The 21,193-nt window shown below is 59.1% G+C and carries 20 protein-coding genes; 6 read left to right on the forward strand and 14 right to left on the reverse strand.

The window, feature by feature from the left end; genetic code table 11:
* Positions 1-33 precede the first annotated feature (33 nt).
* Positions 34-750, forward strand: a complete 717-nt coding sequence (gene recO, locus H8B14_RS05215; protein WP_187314578.1) for a DNA repair protein RecO — start codon at positions 34-36, stop codon at positions 748-750.
* 221 nt (positions 751-971) lie between these two features.
* Here the strand turns inward: recO and H8B14_RS05220 are convergent, their stop codons facing one another.
* The 5 genes from H8B14_RS05220 to H8B14_RS05240 all read right to left on the reverse strand — a co-directional run bounded on the left by H8B14_RS05220 (position 972) and on the right by H8B14_RS05240 (position 5,216).
* Positions 972-1,925 (reverse strand): FKBP-type peptidyl-prolyl cis-trans isomerase, encoded by a 954-nt coding sequence (locus tag H8B14_RS05220; RefSeq protein ID WP_187314579.1) that lies wholly within the window; start codon positions 1,923-1,925, stop codon positions 972-974.
* Positions 1,926-2,021: 96 nt separating this feature from the next.
* A complete protein-coding gene (locus H8B14_RS05225; protein WP_187314580.1) occupies positions 2,022-2,492 on the reverse strand; it encodes an FKBP-type peptidyl-prolyl cis-trans isomerase in 471 nt (156 codons plus the stop codon).
* 13 nt (positions 2,493-2,505) lie between these two features.
* Positions 2,506-3,087, reverse strand: coding sequence for an FKBP-type peptidyl-prolyl cis-trans isomerase (locus H8B14_RS05230; protein ID WP_187314581.1), 582 nt, complete (start codon positions 3,085-3,087; stop codon positions 2,506-2,508).
* Between the two features lie 61 nt (positions 3,088-3,148).
* Positions 3,149-4,135: an FKBP-type peptidyl-prolyl cis-trans isomerase gene (locus H8B14_RS05235; protein ID WP_187314582.1), complete on the reverse strand. Its 987-nt coding sequence runs from the start codon at positions 4,133-4,135 to the stop codon at positions 3,149-3,151.
* Between the two features lie 37 nt (positions 4,136-4,172).
* Complete coding sequence (locus tag H8B14_RS05240; RefSeq protein WP_187314583.1) at positions 4,173-5,216, reverse strand: DHH family phosphoesterase; 1,044 nt, start codon at positions 5,214-5,216, stop codon at positions 4,173-4,175.
* A gap of 382 nt (positions 5,217-5,598) precedes the next feature.
* Here H8B14_RS05240 and H8B14_RS05245 point away from each other — a divergent pair, with 382 nt between their 5' ends.
* Entirely contained in the window at positions 5,599-6,018 is a 420-nt protein-coding gene (locus tag H8B14_RS05245) for a nucleoside-diphosphate kinase (protein WP_187314584.1), read from the forward strand.
* A gap of 108 nt (positions 6,019-6,126) precedes the next feature.
* Here the strand turns inward: H8B14_RS05245 and H8B14_RS05250 are convergent, their stop codons facing one another.
* The 7 genes from H8B14_RS05250 to H8B14_RS05280 form a co-directional block, all read right to left on the reverse strand.
* Positions 6,127-7,242 carry an AAA family ATPase gene (locus tag H8B14_RS05250; RefSeq protein WP_187314585.1) on the reverse strand — a complete coding sequence of 372 codons (1,116 nt, stop codon included), beginning with the start codon at positions 7,240-7,242 and terminating at the stop codon, positions 6,127-6,129.
* Between the two features lie 98 nt (positions 7,243-7,340).
* The gene (locus H8B14_RS05255; RefSeq protein WP_187314586.1) at positions 7,341-8,636 is read right to left on the reverse strand and encodes a nucleoside permease; all 1,296 of its coding nucleotides are present in this window, start codon (positions 8,634-8,636) and stop codon (positions 7,341-7,343) included.
* Between the two features lie 202 nt (positions 8,637-8,838).
* Positions 8,839-9,948, reverse strand: a complete 1,110-nt coding sequence (locus tag H8B14_RS05260) for an alkene reductase (RefSeq protein ID WP_187314587.1) — start codon at positions 9,946-9,948, stop codon at positions 8,839-8,841.
* 167 nt (positions 9,949-10,115) lie between these two features.
* On the reverse strand, positions 10,116-10,724 hold the full coding sequence (locus tag H8B14_RS05265) for a superoxide dismutase (protein WP_187314588.1): 609 nt from the start codon (positions 10,722-10,724) through the stop codon (positions 10,116-10,118).
* Positions 10,725-10,968: 244 nt separating this feature from the next.
* Entirely contained in the window at positions 10,969-11,415 is a 447-nt protein-coding gene (locus H8B14_RS05270) for a nucleoside deaminase (protein ID WP_187314589.1), read from the reverse strand.
* 186 nt (positions 11,416-11,601) lie between these two features.
* A complete protein-coding gene (locus tag H8B14_RS05275; RefSeq protein ID WP_187314590.1) occupies positions 11,602-12,168 on the reverse strand; it encodes a hypothetical protein in 567 nt (188 codons plus the stop codon).
* Positions 12,169-12,358: 190 nt separating this feature from the next.
* Positions 12,359-12,811 carry a hypothetical protein gene (locus H8B14_RS05280; protein WP_187314591.1) on the reverse strand — a complete coding sequence of 151 codons (453 nt, stop codon included), beginning with the start codon at positions 12,809-12,811 and terminating at the stop codon, positions 12,359-12,361.
* Between the two features lie 318 nt (positions 12,812-13,129).
* Between H8B14_RS05280 and aspS the strand changes: the two genes are divergently transcribed.
* The 4 genes from aspS to H8B14_RS05300 all read left to right on the forward strand — a co-directional run bounded on the left by aspS (position 13,130) and on the right by H8B14_RS05300 (position 16,412).
* Complete coding sequence (gene aspS / locus H8B14_RS05285) at positions 13,130-14,893, forward strand: aspartate--tRNA ligase (RefSeq protein ID WP_187314592.1); 1,764 nt, start codon at positions 13,130-13,132, stop codon at positions 14,891-14,893.
* A 3-nt stretch (positions 14,894-14,896) separates the two neighbouring features.
* Positions 14,897-15,331, forward strand: a complete 435-nt coding sequence (locus H8B14_RS05290; protein ID WP_187314593.1) for a hypothetical protein — start codon at positions 14,897-14,899, stop codon at positions 15,329-15,331.
* Positions 15,332-15,461: 130 nt separating this feature from the next.
* Positions 15,462-15,716 carry an autorepressor SdpR family transcription factor gene (locus tag H8B14_RS05295; protein ID WP_187314594.1) on the forward strand — a complete coding sequence of 85 codons (255 nt, stop codon included), beginning with the start codon at positions 15,462-15,464 and terminating at the stop codon, positions 15,714-15,716.
* Between the two features lie 30 nt (positions 15,717-15,746).
* The gene (locus tag H8B14_RS05300; protein ID WP_187314595.1) at positions 15,747-16,412 is read left to right on the forward strand and encodes an SdpI family protein; all 666 of its coding nucleotides are present in this window, start codon (positions 15,747-15,749) and stop codon (positions 16,410-16,412) included.
* A 90-nt stretch (positions 16,413-16,502) separates the two neighbouring features.
* Here H8B14_RS05300 and H8B14_RS05305 read toward each other — a convergent pair whose 3' ends face one another.
* Together H8B14_RS05305 and H8B14_RS05310 are read right to left on the reverse strand one after the other, a co-directional pair.
* Positions 16,503-20,150, reverse strand: a complete 3,648-nt coding sequence (locus H8B14_RS05305) for an ABC transporter permease/M1 family aminopeptidase (protein WP_261989911.1) — start codon at positions 20,148-20,150, stop codon at positions 16,503-16,505.
* 88 nt (positions 20,151-20,238) lie between these two features.
* Positions 20,239-21,141: an ABC transporter ATP-binding protein gene (locus tag H8B14_RS05310; protein WP_187314597.1), complete on the reverse strand. Its 903-nt coding sequence runs from the start codon at positions 21,139-21,141 to the stop codon at positions 20,239-20,241.
* Positions 21,142-21,193 lie beyond the last annotated feature (52 nt).

A 21,193-nucleotide genomic window follows, 5' to 3' on the forward strand; every position in this document is an offset into this window, starting at 1 on the left:
GCTCAGCACGACGTTCTAATAGACGAACTACCTATGCTCATCAAAACCCGCGGCATCGTTCTGAGCTACATCAAATACCGCGAAACCAGCATCATTGCGCGGGTGTACACCGAGCGGCTGGGCGTGCAGAGCTACGTGGTGAACGGGGTGCGCAAAGCCAAGCCGCCCGGCCGGATTGCGTTGTTTCAGCCGCTCACGCAGCTGGAGCTGGTGGCCTACACCTCGCGCACCGGCGGCCTCACGCGCCTCTCCGAGTTCCGCTGCGCCGAGCCTTACCGTAGCATTCCGTATGATGTGCAGAAAAGCAGTGTGGGGCTGGTGCTGTCCGAGATTTTGAGCCACACGGTGCAGGAAGAAGAGGAAAACGAGCCGCTGTTCCAATTTCTGCACGACAGTCTGCTAGCGTTTGATCAGCAGGAAAGCGGCACTGAAAACTTCACGCTCACCTTCCTGCTCGATCTGGCGCGCTACCTGGGGTTTGGGGCCGAGCGGGGTGAGGAAATTACCACGCAGGTGGCTTTTGCGGCCACCGTACCCACCAGCCAGAGCAGTGGCCCGGCCGTACTGCGCCTGCAGGAGTTCGACCATTACTTTGACGAGCTGCTGCGCGACCCGGCACAGGCCGCTATTCCTAATGGCCGCATTCGGCGCGAGCTGCTGGCTGTGCTCATCCGCTACTACCAGCTGCACGTCGAGCACTTGGGCGAAGTCCGGTCCCTGGCTATCCTGTCAGAAGTGCTGGCGGAATAAACGGTTGTCATTGCGAGGAGGCACGACGAAGCACCCGTAGGACAGCGCAGCTAATCCTTCCTCTCGCTGAGCCGAGCCTGAATTGAGAAGAAAGCCCTCCGGACCTAGGTTCATAACCTGCTGCCGGAGGGCTTCTCTGTTAGGAAATTATCTGCCACGAGAGGAAGGATTAGCTGCGCTGTCCTGCGGGTGCTTCGCTTTACTCGCAATGACACCGTATACTACTTCACATCCACCAGCTCCACGTCGAAGCGCAGGATGGCGTGGGCCGGAATGTCGGGGCCGGCGCCGCGGGAGCCGTAGGCCTGGCTCGACGGAATAAGCAGGATGGCTTTGCTGCCTTTGGGCAGCAGCGGAATGGCCTGGTCCCAGCCCGGAATCACTTGGCCGGTACCAATCGGAAACTCAATCGGCTGGCCACCATTCTTTTCCGACGAGTCGAATACTTTGCCGCTCAGCAGCGCGCCTTTGTAGAGCACCGAAACCGTCTGGCCTTTCAGGGGCTTGGCGCCGGTGCCGCGCTTCGTGATGACGTAGTGCGTGCCGGCGGGCGTTTTCAGCAGCACCAGCTTGTTGCGCGTGGCATAGGCCTGGATGGTAGCAATGTCCTTGGTGAGGCGCTGGCCGGCTTCGGCCGCTTCTTTCTTCTTGGCTTCCTCGGCCATCCGAATCTGCTCGGCGCGGGCGCCTTCGGCCGTCAGAATCTTGTTGGCTTTCACCAGCATTACCAGCACGTTGCCCCCGGCCCGCACGGGCGGCGGAACCGGCTGCCGGAACGACTTGCGAAACACCGAATCGGCCTGGAACCGGAACGTGGCCGAGTCGCCGGGCTGCAGCAGCGCCATGGCTTCTTCCATGCCGCCCTTGGTTTTCACTTCGGGCAGCGGGAGCAGAATGGCCGTGCGGAGCTGCTTGCGTGAGCTGAACAGCACCGAATCCTTGCCGGTACGGTACTGAATGTGCGCCGACAGCACCTTGCCGATGCGGCGCGCGTAGGCGGTGTCGCCGGCGGCTACTACGTCGGTGCGGAGCGTGTAGCGGCCATTTTGCTGGCGGTAGATGCGGTACTCGATGCCCGAAGCCGTGCGGCCAAACGGCGCCGGCGTGCCCTGCTGAGGGGCGGCAGCGGCCAGACCCGGCAACAGCAGTAGCAAGCAATAAATCAAATGAGACATAAGAACGAGGAGGAAGGTAAGGAGTATGGCCCGGATTTTAGTCCGTAGCCCGGCGGTACTGCAGCGCTGGGCTACGGGCTGAAGTCCGGGCCACGGCTACTTAGCTGGCAGCAGTTCAATATCAAACCGCAAATCAGTATTGGGCGGAATCAGGTACTGCGTATCGTCGTCGGGGTGGCGCACACCTTGGGCACCGTAGGCGAGGCGGGCCGGAGTCCAGGCTCGCACGCGGCTGCCGGGGGGTAGCAAGCCCAGCAGCTCGTCCCAGCCCCGTATAACCTCGCCGCGGCCTACGCGCAGGCGTAGCGGTTTGGCCGGCACCAGCGTACTGTCGAAAACCCGGCCATCGGGCAGAAAGCCGCGGTAGTACACGGCTACGCGCGTGGAGGGCACGCCACTGCCGGGATGCAACACCACGTAGCGCACGCCACCGGTGGTAGTAAGGCTGCTGGCTGGCGGAATGGCGAGGCTGGAAAGCGAATCGGCGGTAGCCGGGCCGGTTTGGGCCCACGCTACCGCCGAAATCAGCCAGCAACTCAGCAGCAGAATGCTTCGAATTGGGCGCATGTCAAAGGGAAAACTACCGTACGTCCAGCACTTCCATATCGAAGAGCAAAGGCTCATCGCCAGGTATGGTGCCACGGCCGGCCTGGCCGTAGCCTAGGTAAGATGGTATCAAAAGCAGTTTCCGGTCGCCCTTACGCATCTTCAGCAAACCTTGGTCCCAACCTTTGATTACCTGGCCGGCACCTACCGTTACGCTGAAGCAGCCGCAGGGTACACGCTGGTCGGTGGAGTTGTCGAATACGGTCGTCTCGTTGGTTTCGCGCAGGAAACGGCCGATGTATTTGATATCCGCCTGCTTGCCGTTGGTGATAAGAGGATTGGTGGCTGGGCCGTCGCTCAGCTTCACCAGGTACAAGCCATCATTCTCGGCGTCATTGAGGCGAACGTACTGGTTCACACCGTCGCCGGCCGTGATGCCCTTGCGGGTCAGGTACGCCTGAATCAAGGCGTCATCTTTCACCTTGTACTCGTTCTGGCGGTCCTGCTGCTGCTGGGCAAAATCCGTATTGTCGCAGCCCGACAAGGCGGGAGCGGCTACGGCCAGCAACAGGGCGGCCATGCGCACCAGCACCGAGTTTTTGAATCCGAGTTTCATATGCGTACGCAACTAAAAAGGGGTAAAAAGCCGCGGCCGAAAGAGGCCGCGGCCGGAAACTTTACTTCACGTCCACCAGCTCCACGTCGAAGCGCAGAGGCGCGTCGGCAGGAATGTCGGCACCGGCGCCGCGCTGGCCGTACGCCAACGACGACGGAATCAGCAGCGTAGCCTTGCTGCCTTTAGCCAGCAGCGGAATGGCTTTGTCCCAGCCCGGAATCACCTGGCCCACACCAATTGGGAAGTCGATAGGCTTGTTGCCCATTTTCTCCGACGAGTCGAATACTTTGCCGTCGAGCAGCGAGCCTTTGTAGAGCACCGAAACCGTCTGGCCCGCCTTGGGCTTGGCGCCGGTGCCGGGCTTGGTCACCATGTAATACACGCCCGAAGCGTCTTTCTGCATGGTGAGGTTGTTTTTCTTCACGTATTCCTGCAGAATCACGTCGTCTTTCTTTAGCTGCTCTTCGGCATGTGCAGCCATTTTCTGCTGCTGCTCCATCATCATCTTCTGCTGGTCAGCCTGGGCTTCCTCTTTGCTTTGCAGCTTCTGCGCCTTCACAAACATCGTCATGTACACGGGCTCGGTGCTTGGCTTGGCATCCTTGCCGGCAACTGGCTTCATGAATGCCGGAACCGGCTGGCGGAAGCTCTTAGCGAAGATGGTATCCACATTGAAGCGGAATACACCCGAGTCGCCGGGCTGCAGCAACGACAGCGCCTCTTCCAGGCCGCCTTTCACTTTCAGCTCCTGCAGCTCAATGCGCATCGGAATGCCCTGCTGCTTGCGCGAGTTGAACAAAACCGAGTCTTTGTACGAACGATATTCCACGTCCAGAGCCAGGATTTTGCCGAGGCGGTCCTTGTAGGTAGCGTCGCCATCGGGGCCGATTTCGCGGGCTGAGTATTTCGTGCCGCCGTCGTTTTTGAAGAGCTTGTACTCGATGCCCGTTTTGGTTTTGGCAAAATCGCCGCCGCCTTTGTTGCAGGAAGCCAGGCCCAGGATGCCGGCCGCCAGGGCCAGGCTCAGAATGTTGCGATGCAAGTGCATGAAGCAGAGAAGGGGTGAAAAGGAAATTTCAGGCAAGTTACGCGGAAGGCGGCGCAACTGCCAGCGGGGCCGTCACCAGTCGGTTTTGGTAGTGAGGCAATAAGTCGAGGAAACGTTGCACGGTAGGCTCCAGCCGCTCGTAGCTGATGCCGCCGGCGGCGTTGTGGTGGCCGCCACCCTGGAAATGGTCGCGCGAGAAGCTGCTCACCGAGAAGTCGCCGACGGAGCGGAAGGAAATCTTGATGGCCTGCCCACGGTCAATGAGCACGGCCGCAAACACGATGCCCTCGATGCTGAGCGCAAAGTTGACGAGGCCTTCCGTGTCGCCGGTTTTCGAGTCGTATTCCTTGAGCTCGGCCTGCGTAATGGCAATATAGGCCGTGTTGTATTCGCGCAGCACGGTCAGTTTATCTTTCAGCACGAAGCCCAGGAAGCGCAGCCGCTGCTCGGAGTGCGAGTCGTAGATGCGGCGGTGCACGTCACTGAGGTTGATGCCGGCGTTGAGCAGCTCGGCAATAATCAGGTGCACGTTGCGCGAGGTGCTGGGGTGCCGGAACGAGCCCGTATCGGTCATGATGCCCGCGTACAGGCACTCACCGATGCCTTTGTCGATCAACGCCTGGTCGCCCAGGTCGCGGATCACCTCAAACACCAGCTCGGCCGTGGCGGCCGCCTTGGAGTTGGAGTAGTCGAGGTCGGCAAAAGCCTCCGGCTCCTGGTGGTGGTCGATGAGCACCTTGGTGCCCGGAGCGTGCCGAATGTACTCGCCCATCTCGTTGATGCGGCCCAGGCAGGAAAAATCCAGACAGAACAGCACTTCGGCGGCGTTGATGATGTCGCGCACCTGGGCATCGTTTTCGCGGCGCTCATACACTACTACCTCCTCGTTGCCGGGCATCCAGGCCAGGAAGTTGGGGTAGTCGGAAGGCGTCACAACCGTCACGGAATGACCTTTCTTGCGCAGGTAGCCCGCCAGTCCCAGCGACGAGCCCAAGGCATCAGCGTCGGGCTTGTGGTGGGTGGTGATGAAAACCTGCCGGGGCTGCGACAGCAACTCCTTTAACTCAGATATTGTGGACATTGCCTACGGGGTAGGTGACTGAATTTCGGTGTTTTAAGCCGCGTACAAAGGCGGCAAAAGTCGGAAATAATCCGGGTTCCAACAACACGCCCCTGGGTTTAGTGCGCCAAAGCACAGCGGAAATAAGGGCAAATACAGGAATTAGTAAGCTATGCGCCGGGCCGGAGTTGGTGGAATAAGGCGGCGGCGTTCGGCACAGCCCCTTTTACTCCGTCTACCGCAGCTGGAAACAGCGAAGCGCCGTTGTTAAATTATTTTCCCGCTACCGCACATTTCCAGCGCGGCTGCACTATTGCGGGCAAATCCCGCTACTTTTGTGGCCGCAAATACTTCACTGGTTTGCTGCGCGCTAAATTTCTTCATCCCTAACGAGTAAAACCCAATGGCTACGAACCGCACGTTCACCATGATTAAGCCCGACGCCACCCAGGAAAACCACATCGGTGGCATCCTGAGCATGATTGAGGAAGGTGGCTTCCGTATTGTAGCACTGAAAAAAGTGCAGCTGACACCCGAGCGTGCTGGCCAGTTCTATGAAGTGCACAAAGAGCGTCCTTTCTACGGCGACTTGGTGAAATACATGTCTTCGGGCCCTATTGTGGCTGCCATTCTGGAGAAAGACAACGCTGTAGCTGATTTCCGCACGCTGATTGGCGCTACCAACCCCGCGCAGGCTGCGGAAGGCACTATCCGGAAGAAGTATGCCAAGAGCATTGAAGCCAATGCCGTACACGGCTCTGATTCCGACGAAAACGCTAAAATCGAAGGTGACTTCTACTTCACTGCCGACGAGCAGTTCTAACCGTAACAGCTTCCCTTATTCCAAAAAAGCCGTTCTGCTTGCTGCAGAACGGCTTTTTTGCTTGTGCTGTTTTTTTACTGTACTTGTGCCTTTTTTATACTCTATGGTTTACTGACGGCTGCCAAAGCCGATGGGATTAGCTGTTCTGCCTACTCCAAATTCTGGCTCCTCCCGGTTATATATATCAGCCAGAGCAGTAGGGGCACCCAATGGCATACTGTGCCCAAGGCTGCTGGCTAACGCTTCAGACTTCGCCTCGCTCAAGGGTTGAAAGTGGTAGGCGGCAATTAGCCGGCCCTTGCGCAGGAGCGCGCTATCAATCCGGGAGAGGTCAGTGTTGAAAGTACACACAATCTGGATATGAAAGCAGTCGGCTAACAGCCCGTCGGAGAGGTTGAGCAGGTTGCTGACGGCGCTAGGGCCACCACCAGCGGCGTCGCGCTTAACCAGCAGCGCCTCCGCGTCTTCGATGATGAGAATAGAGTTGGTGTTGTCGTGAAGCAGATTGATGAATTCCGGGTCGGCAATGCGGGCCGCCAGATTGGGTGGTATGAACAGTTTGGGCTTGTCGGTGAGGCCGCAGAGGTGACGGATGTAGCTGGTTTTGCCGGTGCCAGGTGGCCCGTGCAAAATAACAATGCCTTTATCTTGGGGCTGCTGCAGCCGCCGCACAATAGTGTTGTGAGCAGGCAGTAAGTCGTCGTTGTAATGAGTGCTTAGGTCCAGCGCCGGAATTTTTATGTCGAGCGGAGTAAACTCCAAGTCGTTGTAGGCCAGGCGCAGGGCATGGATTCGCTGCCGCTCTTGCTGCCCGGTTTCAACGTAGGCCGTTAGCAGCGCACGTAGGGTGGCTAGCTCAGTGGCATCGGTAGCGGGGGAGTAGAATACCTGAACGCCTCGCTCGCTGTAAGACTCCCGGTCGCCGACCAATAAAAGCAGGTGTGGGGCCAGATGTAGCGCCCACACGTTTAGCTCGGGTTCCTGGCCTGGTTTCTCGATGTATACGGAGTGGGCGACAGTCGCTTGGTCCAGATCGTAGCGGGTAGCCAAGGCTTGCAGCGCTGCGGCGCGGGTATCGGCGCTGGCGAGTTGGAAGATAAGCTTGCGCGGCAACACCCCGAACGTCTGGTGAAACCAGGCTAAGGGCAAAAAGTAGTTTTCATTATCAAATACGTTGGCATAGCTAGGTGCCGGGGCCTGAGCAACGGGTACTTCGGAAGTCATAGAGAACTAAAAATAAGAAAAGAACTGCGCCGCCCGTTCCGCTCGAATGGCGGTGCGAACGACGCAGGAAAGTGTTGTTGCAGACGACAGCGGTAGGCCTACGCTTGTTCCACGCTCAGCAGCGGCTCTACGTGCTCAGCGTCAGCAGAGGCTTCCTGGGGCGTATGCTTATGCTTGAACAGCACCACGAACAGCACGGCAATAACGAGAGCGTAGGCGGCAAAGGCCAGCCATATGCCGTGCCAGTCCTTGGTCTGGTCGACGGGGTTGGTGAAGTACTTCTCGATGACGATACCGCTGACAGAGCTACCCAGCACTGCGCCGAAGCCGTTGGTCATCATCATGAACAAGCCCTGGGCACTGGCCCGGATGCTGGAAGCCGTCTGGGTTTCCACGAACAGGGAGCCGGAGATGTTGAAGAAGTCGAAAGCCATGCCGTACACAATGCAGGACAGCACAATCAGCCAGATGCCGGGCTGGCTGGGCGTGCCGTAGGCCAGCAGGCCGAAGCGCAGCACCCACGCAATCATGCTGAATAGCATCACCTGCTTGATGCCAAAGCGCCGCAAAAAGAACGGAATAGCCAGAATAAACAGCGTTTCAGATACCTGCGAGATGGACATAATAATGGCCGGATACTTCACGGCAAACGTGTCCTGATAGGCCGGCACCTTATCGAAATCGTGCAGAAAGGTGTCGCCGTAGGCGTTGGTGAGCTGCAGCGCGGCACCCAGCAGCAGCGCGAACAGGAAGAAGGTGAGCATCTTGGTGTCGCGCAGCAAGGCAAACGACTTCAGGCCCAGCACATCCACCAAGGAGCGGCTGGGAGTGTCTTTGGCTGTGGGCGGGCAGGCCGGCAGCGTGAACGAGTAGATACCCAGCGCAAACGCGGCGGCGGCCGCCACGTAAAACTGGTTGGCCGATTTCTCGAAGCCCAGCAGACTCACCGTCCACATGGCCACAATGAAGCCGATGGTGCCCCACACCCGGATGGGCGGGTAGTCTTTCACCACATCCAGGCCCTGCCGCTTCAGCACCGAGTACGATACTGCAATGCTGAGGGCCAGCGTGGGCATGTAGAAAATCATGTTCAGCAGAATCACCCAGAAGAAGGTGCCCGGATCTGCTACCAGGGGCACCGTGCACAGCACCGCCCCACCCAGAATATGCAGGATGCCGTAGAGTTTTTCGGCATTTACATACTTATCGGCAATGATGCCCATGATGGAGGGCATGAAGATGGAGGCAATGCCCATCGTGGAGAAGATGGCCCCGAATTGCGCCCCCGACCACTGCTTGGTTTGAAACCAGTACGCCCCGATGGTTATCAGCCACGAACCCCAGATAAAGAATTGTAGAAAGCTCAGAATAATGAGCCGCAACTTGGTACTCATGCCAATAGGATGGGGAAAAGTGGGGGGAACACAATTTTGAACCTAAAGATAGAAAAATCTATCCGGGGAAATAGGGCGTCAGCACCGGGTTATGCCGCAGTTCTACCAGCTACAGCGGCTTGCGGTGCCTACCATGGCAGCAAAAAGCCCTCCGGCCAAACTGACCGGAGGGCTTTAAAAAATACACAAGGGCGGTGGCGAACTAGGCTTGTGCCGGGGCTTCGGCCAGGGCCGGATAGTCGGTGTAGCCTTGGTGGAAGCCCTCGGGGCCAGGGGCGTAGAAGGTGCTTTGGTCACCTTTAGCGAGGGAAGCCTGCTGCTCGAAACGCTCGGCCAGGTCGGGGTTGCTGATGTAGTCGCGGCCGAAGGCTACGAGGTCGGCGCGGCCGCTTTGCAGTTCGGCTTCGGCACGCTCGGCATCATAGCCGCCGCACAGAATCAGGGTGTTGGTGAACTTGGCTCGGAGGCGGTCGATGGTCGCGGCGCACGAGGCGGCCACCTTCGAGTTTTCCTGGTTGATCAGGTGCAGGTACACCAGGTTGCGCTGCTGCAGCTCGGTGGCCAAGTACTCATACAGTGCGTCGATGTCGTCGGCGAGGGCCATGTCGTTGAACGTGCTCCAGGGCGAGAGGCGGATGCCGGTACGCTCGGCCCCGATGGCGGCAACCGTGGCGTCAACTACTTCCAGCACGAAGCGGGCCCGGTTTTCCAGGCTGCCACCGTACTCATCGGTGCGCTGGTTGCTGTGGGGGTTAAGGAACTGCTCGAGCAGGTAGCCGTTGGCAGCGTGCAGCTCCACGCCATCAAAACCGGCCTCAATAGCCAGCTTGGCCGCCTGCGCGAAATCCTGCACCAGTCCTTTTACTTCCTCGGTCGTGAGGGCGCGGGGCGTAGGCTGGGGCTGCATCTGCTGCTGGTCGGTCCACATGTCGCCGGCAGCGGCAATGGCCGAAGGGGCTACCATTTCGGTGCCTTCGGGCATGTTCAGGGGGTGCGATACCCGGCCGGTGTGCATGAACTGCACGAAAATCTTGCCGCCTTTCGCGTGTACGGCATCGGTGGTCAGCTTCCAGCCGGCTACCTGCTCTTGGTTGAACAGGCCGGGAATACGGGCATAGCCCAGGCCGTTGGCCGAGGGTGAGGTGCCTTCGGTGATGATGAGGCCGACGGTGGCACGCTGGGCGTAGTACTCGGCCACTAGCGGGCCGGGCACGTTGCCCAGCGAGCGGGCGCGCGTCATGGGCGCCATGGCGAGGTGGTTCTGGAGCGTAATCGGGCCCAGCTGGGCAGACGAAAGAAGTTTGGAAGCCATAAGGCGAAAAATCAATGTAGGTACATGAACTGCTCCTAAAGCGTAATGCTGCCTAAAAGGTTTTGCTTGAAGCAAAAGAAGTATAGGCTCCGGCCAGTTTTTACGTAAAAAAGCCCCCACCCAGGCGGGTAGAGGCTTTTTCAATGACTGTAAAAGCCGGAGATAAACTAAGCTGCCTCAGCGAAGCGCTTATTTACTTCGTCCCAGTTGATGGCGTTGTAGAAAGCGGCCACGTAGTCGGGGCGGCGGTTTTGGTACTTCAGGTAATAGGCGTGCTCCCACACGTCGAGGCCCAGGATGGGCGTGCCCTGGCAGCCGGCGTCGGGCATCAGCGGGTTGTCCTGGTTGGGCGTCGAGCAGATTTTCACGGAGCCGTCGGACTGCTTGCACAGCCAGGCCCAGCCCGAACCGAAGCGCGTGGTGGCGGCCTTCGTGAATTCTTCCTTGAACTTCTCGTAGCTGCCGAAGGCCTTGTTGATGGCTTCGCCTACGGCGCCGGTTGGCTCACCACCCGCGTTCGGGCCGAGGATCTGCCAGAAAAAGGAGTGGTTCCAGTGGCCACCGCCGTTGTTGCGCACCGCAGCTGGCGCCGAGGCAATGTTCTGCATCAAATCTTCGAGGCTCTTGCCTTCCAGCTCCGTGCCCGCTACCGCGTTGTTTAGGTTGGTAACATAAGCCTGATGGTGCTTGCTATGGTGGATTTCCATGGTCTGCGCATCAATGTGCGGCTCCAGGGCGGCGTAGTCGTAGGGCAGTTTGGGCAGTTCGAAAGCCATAATGCTAGGGTTTTGGGGTGAAAAGGAGAGGAAAAAGCGCTTTGTGGAAAAGAACGTCATGCTGAACGAAGGCGGAGCCGTAGTCGAAGCATCTCTACCGCTTTGTTGCACTAGCATCAATTAGTCAGAGGTAGAGATGCTTCGACTACGGCTCCGCCTTCGTTCAGCATGACGTTCTTTGGTACGCGTACGACACTAAAACCGCCGCAGCCCGCGTAGGGTTACGGCGGCAGCCAAAAGTAGCCTATTTCCGCTTTCGGGCGAAAAACTCGCGCATGACGTTACCGCACTCGTTGGCCAGCACGCCAGATACTACCTCGGCCTTGGGATGCAGCAGCTGGCCGTGGCGGCGGTACCCAAATTTGGGCTCGTCGGCGCCGTATACCACACGCCGCAGCTGGGCCCAGGCCGTGGCGCCGGCGCACATCACGCAGGGCTCCACGGTCACGTAGAGGGTGCAGTCGGTGAGGTACTTGTTGCCGAGGTGGTTGGCGGCGGCCGTCAGGGCCAGCATTTCGGCGTGGGCCGTTACGTCGCGCAGCTTCTCGGTCTGGTTGTAGGCCCGCGCAATAATCTGCCCGTCCAGCACTACCACCGCCCCAATCGGAATTTCCTCTTCCGCAAACGCATAGCGCGCCTGCTTGAGCGCCTCACGCATGTAGTGGTCGTCGGAATAGATGGAAAGGGGCATTCGGTAATTTACTGTCATTGCGAGGAGGCACGACGAAGCAATCCTTCCTTTAAAAGTTGTGAGCGTCAATTAAGCGACAATCCCTCCGGCGTTAGGTTACTAACCTACTGCTGGAGGGCTTGTCTCTAAGGGAAGTGTCTGCCACGAGAGGAAGGATTGCTTCGCTCCGCTCGCAATGACACGTAGTTACTTCATCACAATGCTGTTCATCACGGCGCGGGCAGTGGGCTGCCACTGGGGCTGCTCGTCGGCAGGGGCCACGAAGGTGAACACCGTTAGCTGGTCGCCAGTGATGGTGTACTGCACCATCTGGTAGCGCCGGATAGGGGCCAGGTTGCTGGTGCGGCGGGTGTCGGCCACCGTTGAGACGAACTCCAAAGCCACGAAGTCGCGCTTGTTGATGGTGCGAATATCCTCGGACAGGAATTCCACCTTGGAGTACATGTTCTGGATGCTGGCCTTGTAGATCTTGAGCAGCAGCGCGTAGTCGCGGCTGGTGAAGGTGCTCGGCTTCTGGGCCACGCTGAAATCGACGCGGCCGCTATTATTGCTAAACACCGCCAGCGGCTTGCGCGGCGACGGATATTTCGCGGCAATGCCATCGTCGGGCAGCGCCTGGAAGCCCTCGGGCACGCCCACCGTGAGACTTTTGGTGATGGCTGTTTTTTTGAGCTTGGGCGCAGCAAACGCGGCCAGCAGCAGCACAGCCAGCAGCAGCGGCGCCAGGCGCAGGAAACGAACAGAGGTTTTCATAGGGCAGCAAAGGTACGACGGAACCCCCGCCGACGGCCGGCGGGATACCAAAAGGCTCCGAAGCCACAACGACTCCGGAGCCAGAAAAGAGGTGCAAAACACTTGTCATTCCGACGTAGGAGGAATCTGAGTTAACGTCGTTGAGACGGAGCTGACCTAGATTCCTCCTGCATCGGAATGACAGCGCTTGCTAGCGGCGCTTCTTGGATACCGGCGCCGACGGATACTTGATGCGGACACTCTTCCAGTACACGTAGTTGCCGGTTTTGGCCTCGATGAGGTAGGTGCCGGCCGGAATGCGGCCTAGGTCTACCGGCTCGCCGGTGTTGTTCTGCGGGTCCAGCGCCATGGTGTATACGGGCTGCTTTTTGTAGTTGGTCATCACCAGCGTGCCGGGCTTGGTGAACTGCTGCGTGAAGCTGAGCATGATGCTCTGGCCGCTGGACGCCGGAAATACATCAATGCCCGACAGCGTTTCCACCCGCTTGATGGGGCCAGAAAGCGTGACCGGCTCCACATCCGACTTGGTTTTAACCTCAGTGCCATCGGCAGCCTTGGTTTTAGTTTTTACCTTAGTCTGGGCCTGCGCGGCCGAAAAGGAGAGGAGCGTGGCGGCCAGCGCGAGCAGTACGGGGCGTTTCATTGGAAGCGGAAAAAAGAAGAGTTGGAGCAGATGCAGAACGATTGTGGAGAGGCAGTTTGCATACTCCGTGCCGAACTTACTGCAACGGTACGCAAATGCCACTGCAAGAACTGAAATCAGCTGTTAACCCCAATTCAACCTGCCTTTTGTCACACTGCGGCCCACGAATTTCTCGTCTTCTCCTGATTTTACTGGTTACCTTCGCCTCTATAGTTTAGTGCTTGGTGCTTAGGGCTTGGTGCTTAGGCTGCGTTTAGAGCCCGAGCCCACCCCTGGTAGCCTAAGCACTAAGCACTAAGCACTAAGCACTAAGACAACATGCTCCGGACGCATACCTGCGGCGAACTTCGCCCCGAACACATTGGCCAAACCGTCACGCTCTGCGGCTGGGTGCAGCGCACCCGCGACAAAGGCGGCATTCTGTGGGTGGACTTGCGCGACCGGTACGGCCTCACGCAGCTGGCCCTGGAAGAAGGCGTGGAAACGGCTGAAGTGCGCGAGCAGGCCCGCCAGCTGGGCCGCGAGTTTGTGCTCAGCGTAACTGGCAAAGTGGCCGAGCGCCACTCCAAAAACGACAAAATGCCCACCGGCGGCATCGAAATCCGGGTGGAAAGCATCGAGGTGCTCAACCCCGCCAAGCTGCCGCCCTTCCTGATTGAGGACGACACCGACGGCGGCGACGACTTGCGCATGAAATTCCGCTACCTGGACCTGCGCCGCGCCCCCGTCCGCCAGAACCTGATGCTGCGCCACCGCGTGGCCCAGGCCACCCGCCGCTACCTCGATGGCCAGGAGTTCATTGAAGTAGAGACGCCCGTGCTCATCAAAAGCACGCCCGAAGGGGCCCGCGACTTCGTGGTGCCTTCCCGCATGAACCCCGGCGAGTTCTACGCCCTGCCCCAGAGCCCCCAGACTTTCAAGCAGTTGCTGATGGTGTCGGGCTTCGACCGGTACTTCCAGATTGTGAAGTGCTTCCGCGACGAGGACCTGCGCGCCGACCGCCAGCCTGAATTCACGCAGATTGACTGCGAAATGTCGTTTGTGGAGCAGGAAGACATCCTCAACACCTTCGAGGGGCTGGTGCAGTACCTGTTCCGGGAGGTGAAGAACCTGGAAATCGGGACGCTGCCGCGCATGACCTACCAGGATGCCATGCGCTTCTACGGCAACGATAAGCCCGACACGCGCTTTGAAATGAAGTTCGTGGAATTGAACGACGTAGCCAAGGGCCACGGATTCCCGGTATTTGAAGCCGCCGGCCTGGTGGTGGGCATCTGCGCTACCGGCGCGGCCAGCTACACCCGCAAGCAGCTCGACGAGCTGACCGAGTACGTGAAACGCCCCCAGATTGGCGCCACCGGCCTAATCTACGCCCGCGTGGAGGCTGATGGTAGCGTGAAATCTTCGGTAGATAAGTTCTACGGCCAGGAGCAGCTCCAGCAGTGGAAAGCCGCCTTCAACGCCCAACCCGGCGACCTGCTCCTGATCCTGGCCGGCGAGCCGAACAAAACCCGCAAGGCCCTTTCGGAGCTGCGCCTGGAAATGGGCCAGCGCCTCGGCCTGCGCGACAAGGATACCTTCTCGGCGCTATGGGTGGTGGATTTTCCGCTGCTCGAATACATCGAGGACGAAGGCCGCTACTTCGCCATGCACCACCCCTTTACCTCGCCCAAGCCCGAGGACGTGGCCCTGCTTGACTCGCCCGATACCATCGGGGAGGTGCGCGCCAACGCCTACGACATGGTAATCAACGGCGTGGAAGTGGGCGGCGGCTCCATCCGCATCCACGACCGCGCGGTGCAGGCCCGCATGTTCTCGTTACTCGGTTTCTCCGATGAAGAGGCCAAAGCGCAGTTCGGCTTCCTGCTCGACGCCTTCGAGTATGGCGCGCCCCCGCACGGCGGCATTGCTTTCGGCTTCGACCGACTCTGCAGCCTCTTCGGCGGCGCCGACTCCATCCGCGACTTCATCGCCTTCCCTAAAAACAACTCCGGCCGCGACGTCATGATTGACTCGCCTTCGCAGATTTCGGGGGCGCAGTTGAAGGAACTGAGCATTAAGACGGACGTGGTCGGGAAGTAGCAGATGGAGCCTAAGGAATATCCTTATGTCTTCTTCAATTCTCCTAGTGGCGGATACTTGGGTTTATTCGTTGGCTCAGTCAGCTTTGTGTTTGCTGCATCGGCTGGTATGCAAAGCTCACTCAAGTTAGCTCTCATGGCTGGCTCCGTGTTGGTGGGCGTTATTTCCTGGTCGATAGGCTTGAAGATTCTGATGACCACAAAGGCTCTCTTGAAACTCGGGCCCAACGGTATATGGACTGCCAAACTTGGGTTTCTTCCCTGGAAGCATATTCAGGTTGTGCTTGATTCATTCTCAAGTGGAAAAGCCGGTTCATTCGAGATTTTGATTATCAAAAACCGACAAAGCCAAGTTCGGCTTGAAGTAATCACTCTCGCAGGTTTGAGTGGTCCTACAGAGAAACTGAGTTATCTGTTGCAGCAGTACAAGCGTAGTTAACATACAAGCGCAAAAGCCAAAAGCGGCTCCTGATGCATCAGGAGCCGCTTTTGCTTTATGAAATAATTATCGCCAGCAATGTTGCCAATGTAATAAACAATTAGATATTTGTCTAAATACCTAACAGCACTTGAACGCACTCTTCAAAGCCCTCAACGACCCCACGCGGCGCGCCATTCTGGAGCTGCTGCGCGAGCAGCCGCGCACGGCCGGCGAAATAGCCGACCACTTCCAGTTCTCGAAGCCCACCATCAGCCACCACCTCGACCTGCTCCGCCAGGCCGACCTCGTGACCAGCGACAAGCAGGGACAGTTTGTGACCTACACGCTGAACATGACGGTAATGGACGAACTGCTGGGCTGGCTGCTGCAATTCAAATCCTGACGCATTATCTCGTTTTTAACTGCTATTACCATGAAACGCACTTTCTCTGTCTGGCATCTGCTTACGCTATTAGCGCTGATAGTGCCGCCGCTGTACTTGGCTTATACTTGGGACGCGCTGCCTTCCCAGATTCCTACGCACTTCGACAGCGCCGGCAGCCCCAACGGCTATACCCCTAAAAATCACATCTGGCTGCTGTGCATTGGCTTGCCAGTAGGTACCTATCTGCTGCTGGCACTGCTGCCCCGCTTCGACCCCAAGCGGCGGCTCGACGCTGGCAGCGCCAACTACCAGAAGCTGCTGTTGGCGCTGGTGGGGCTGACGAGTGCGCTCAGTATGTTTAGTCTGTACGCGGCTCTGCACCCGGGCGGGCAGTCGGGCCGGGGCCTAGCCCTGATTATGGGGGTGTTTTTCGCGCTGCTCGGCAATTACCTCACCACCGTGCAGCCCAACTATTTCGTGGGCTTCAAAACGCCGTGGGCGCTGGAGTTTCCGCTTATCTGGGCGCGGGTGCACCGGCTGGGCGGGCGGCTGTTCTTTGCTACCGGGCTGCTGTGCGCGGCGTTGGGGCTGCTGTGGTCGGCGGAAGCGGGCATGAGCGTGCTGCTAGTCGGTTTGCTGGCCTCGGTGGTGGTGATATATAGCTACTCGTACTGGCTCTATAAGCAGGAAACGAGCATGGCGGGCTCGCGCTGAAGCGGCCATTTATCCACAAAAAAAGAGCTGCTCCGTGAGGATGCAGCTCTTTTTTGTGGGCAGGCCTTAGGCAGGGCAGATAGTCTTGAATTACAGCTTCACGTCCTTGGTGTTGTCGTCCAGTCGCCGGTCGATGATCATATTGTACGGGTCTACGGCCACGGATGCGGGCTTTTGCTTCACTACAAAGCGCAGCTTGTTGTCGCCGGGGCGCAGGCGGCGCTTGACCAGCAAAAGCGGCGGCACGGGCTTTTTATCCTTGCCTAACTCGGGGAAGACGGCTACGGGCAGCGCGTCGCGGGTTTGGTCGGCGGGGCGCTGGTTGCCGAGGCTATCGGCGTAGAACTTGGCGCTCTTCACCGTGAAATCCACCTGGTACTGACCATTGGGGAGCTTCCTGCTGGTGGCTTCGGTTACGCGGTTGTCGAACAGGGTGATGCGCTCAAACTGGTCGGTGATGTAGGGTTGCAGGGAGTCGGGCGCGGCGCGGCGCAGATAGCCGATAAACTCGGGCGAGTTGGTGTAGGGCGGCTTCTGGTAGGCGGTAGCGGCCACATATTTTTTGAGGGCATCATTCAGCTTTTGCTCCCCCATGTAGTCCTGCAGCGCATACATCACCACCGAGCCCTTGCGGTAGTGGATGTACTGCTGGTTTTCCACCAGCGCCAGCGGCACCTCTTTTTTCTGCTCGAAGGCGCGGCCCTGCAGGTAGCGGTTCATATCGAACTTCAGGAAGCGCTGCATGGCGCTGGGGCCGTTGTGGTGGCTGAGCACCATCAGGGCCGAGTATTCGGCCAGGGCTTCCGACATGAGCGTGCTGCCCTGCACGGCGGCTCCCACTACCTGGTGTCCCCACCACTGGTGCGCCACCTCGTGGGCCGTCACGTAGTAGGGCATGTTCAGGTCCTGCGGGTCGTTGTCGTCCACGTCGGCCACAAAGCCAATGGCTTCCGAAAACGGAATGGTGTTGGCGAAGCTCTGGGCAAAAGCCGCGTACTGCGGAAACTCCAGGATGCGCAATTGCTGGTGCTGGTAGGGCGAGAAATTCCGGGAGCAATAGGCCAGCGCGTCTTTGGCGCCTTCTGCCATGCGCTTGAGGTTGTACTCGTGGCCCGGCTGGTAGTAGATAATAATCGGGATGGTGCGGCGGCCGGCCGTGTCCACCCACTCGGCTTTGTACTGCTTATAGCGGGCCGACAGGAAGGTGTAGAAGTTTTTCATAGGCCGGTCCATCACGTAGGTGAAGTAGCGGCGGCCGTCTTTCACCCACTCCTTTTTCAGGTAGCCGGGGGCCACGGCGGTTTGGTCGGCCTCGGTGCTGACGGTGGTTTGGAAGCGTATCCAGTCGGCATCGGTGCCGATGTAGGTGTTCTGGCGAGCCTTGAGGTCATCGACCTTGGCCATGCGGGGCTTGGGCTGGAGGCCGTAGTTTTTGCGGTCCTGGTCGCCGCTGATTTCAACTTCTTCGCGGTAGCCCAGGTGGGGCAGGTAGCCGTTGTTCACGAAGGTGCCATTGTACACGATATTGGTATTGGAACCCGCGTTGGGGAAGCCGCGCTCTTGGTAGAATAAGTCCAGATTCAGGGCCAGCGAGTCGCCGGGCGCCAGGGGCTGGGTGAGGTGGTAGATGCGGAAGCCCAGGGTGGTGTCGTTCAGGGCCAGCGTGGCCTGGCCGGGGGCACCCAGCGCCAGGCTCCGTACCCGCGGGTGCTGCTCCACGGGCAAACTTACAATCACCGAATCGAGTGGCTCGGCGTGCTTGTTTACCAGCGTAAACTGGCCGCGAAACCGCACGGCGCGAGTACTCGGGAAAATGTCGGTATCGAGGCTGACGGCCGTGACGCGGGGCTGCGGCACATCTTTGTAGCGGCGGTACTGCTGCTCGTAGGCTAGCTGTTGCTTTTCCTGCGCTTTCGGCGTCAGGTATTCATTTAGCACGTTGGTGTTGTAGAAAATATAAGCGCCGGCGCCCAGGCTGACAAGCAAACCCAGCGCCAGCGTGGCGCTGCTGCCGGTGCTCCAGCGGCGGCGGGCTTCGCGCAGGCGGCCGCTGGTGTCGGTGCCGCGCACCCAGAGCAGCGTGGCAGCCAGCACCATGAGCAGGGCCACGCCCACCCACAGCAGCTTGGTCCACCAGAAAGCAGGCAGGAAGTGGCCGTAGCCGTTCATGGCCGAATAGGGGCCAGGCGTGGTGCCACCCCCGAAATCAAACAGCCGATGACCCAGGCCGATTTGCGGCCGGAACTGGTCGGCCAGGTAGTACACCACGATGATGGCGAAGCCCAGGTACTTGTTGTTCACTACCACCTGCGTTACCATGGCCAGCACGCAGAGCAGCAGCAAATACGGCAGCTGGTAGAAGAATATCGCCTGGATGTACAGCCCGATTTCGTAGTTGAAGTAGCCTTTCGCGGTTTGGATGAGCAGGCCGCACACCATCACCACGGCCATCAGCACCACCTGCACCAGCCATAGCGCCGCCAGCTTGCTCAGAAACGGCACCCAGTTGGGTATCGGCACGGCGTCGGCAATCTGGGCTACGCCAGCCTGCCGCTCGCGCCACACCAACTCGCCACTGTAGAAGATGATGATGGCAAACAGAAACAGAAAGAACGGCCCGTTGGCAATGGTCAGGTATTGGTTGGTTACCGGGAATGTGGGCGTGTCAAACGTTTTGCCGGCCTGAGAGGCCGTGGCCAGCAGCACAATAACGCCGGCTCCGGCAATGGCCGCGAAGTAGCGGCTGCGTACGATGCCCCGAAACTCCAGCTTGGTAAGGCTCCACCACTGGCTCACACTCAGGCTGCCAGAGAAAACCTGCGTCACGCGGGGCAAATGCAGGCCGCCGGTTTGGCTGGGTTGCACCGCATCGGGGGCCACCAGTGCGCCCGCCGCAGCTGCCGACTCACGCCGCACTTTCTTCGATACCTTTTCCGAAGCCAGCGCCGAAAACCGGAACCGCGCGTAGCAAAACGCCAGCAGCGCCAGCCCGAAGCTCAGCCACACTGCGCGGTTGAGCAGCAGGTAGCTGGACAACGGTACCAGCAGCGAGTTTTTCTCGGGCGCGGTAAGGTAGCGGGTGGTGAAGTTCAGGGCCGCGAGGCCGAAGGCGTCCAGCGCCGCCACCAGGTGCTCGTTTTTCAGGTCGCGCAGGTAGGCGTTGGCCACCAGGTAGCCTACCAGCAGCAGCACTGCCCCGATGTAGGTGCTCAGAATGTTGCGCGTTAGGGTGGCCGTGGTGAAGAAAATGGCGCCCGTAAACAGCAGATTGGGCAGTACCATCGTGAGGTAGGGCCACACATAAGTGCCCAGCGGCGTGCTGGCCAGAAACCGGTCCTGCTCCATCCAGGGCATAATGCCCGCCAGCCCGGCCCCGAATCCCAGCCCGCTGAACACGAGCACCGCAATCAGGTAAGACCCCAGAAAGCGCCCGCCCAAATAGCCGATTTTGCTGATGGGCGTGGTGTAGAACAGTGGGTGGGTGCGGTGCTCAAAGTCGCGGTACACCGGGTTGCCCATGAGCGAGGAAGCAATGATGACGCCGAACACGCTCAGCACCGTAATGGTGATGGACACCGAGTACGGCGCGTTGATTTTCACGGCCTGCCCGTCGCCGCCGATGCTCACGTCGGTGCCCGGCCCGAAGCCGCCGCCCGCCGCCGTGACGAGCAGAAACGCCAGTACAAACAGAATAGCGAAGTATATCCAGGTAGCCGGCCGCTTGAGCCGGTATTTCAATTCGAAAAAAAGTATGGGTAGAAACATGGTGCCGATTAGCTATTAGGAGGTAGAAAAGAGCCCTTTGCAGTTCGTTTCAGTGGCTTGGTTAGGCTACAAGGGCCCCATTTTTACCTCGCAACTCATAGCTATTAATCTCCGAGAAGTACACGTCCTCCAAATCCGGGTTCACCGCTTCAAAGCCACTGTCCGGGGCCGTATCAGCCAGCACGTGCACCACCGTTTTTCCGGCAAACAGGCGCGAGCTAATCACCTGGGTGGCGGCCTGCAGCGCCGGCAGCTCAGTCTTTTCCACCAGCTTGCGCCAGATTCTGCCCTGCAGGTTGTTCATCACCGTGAGCGGGTCGCCGGTGAGCAGCACCTCGCCTTTGTTGATGATGGCCATGTGCCGGCACAGGTCGCTCACGTCGCTCACAATGTGCGTGCTGAGGATGACCACCAGGTTTTCGCCAATCTCGCTCAGCAGGTTGTGGAAGCGGTTGCGCTCCTGCGGGTCGAGGCCGGCCGTGGGCTCATCCACGATAATCAGGCGCGGGTTGCCGAGCAATGCCTGCGCAATGCCAAAACGCTGCTTCATGCCGCCCGAATAGCCGCCCACGTGCTTTTTGCGCACCTCATACAGGTTGGTTTGGTGCAGTAGCGCCGCCACCATCTCCTTGCGCTCTTTCCCGTTGCTGATGCCCTTGAGTACCGCAAAATGGTCGAGCAGCTCCTCAGCCGACACGCGCGGATACACGCCAAATTCCTGCGGTAGATAGCCCAGCACGCGGCGTACGGCCTCTTTGTCGCGCAGCACGTCAATGTCATCCAGCCAGATGCTGCCCGTATCGGCGTCCTGCAGCGTGGCAATGGTGCGCATCAAACTGGACTTGCCGGCGCCGTTGGGCCCGAGCAACCCGAACATGCCGGTAGGGATGGTGAGCGTGACGCCCTTCAGCGCCTGCGTGCCGTTGGGGTAGGTTTTGGTGAGGTTGCTGATGGTAAGCGCCATAAGTAGAGGAAATAGGGGGAGGAAGTTTCGGTAAATGAATCGGGAAAAAGCT

Source organism: Hymenobacter puniceus (assembly GCF_014333525.1).
In the GTDB taxonomy this organism is placed as follows: Bacteria; Bacteroidota; Bacteroidia; order Cytophagales; family Hymenobacteraceae; genus Hymenobacter.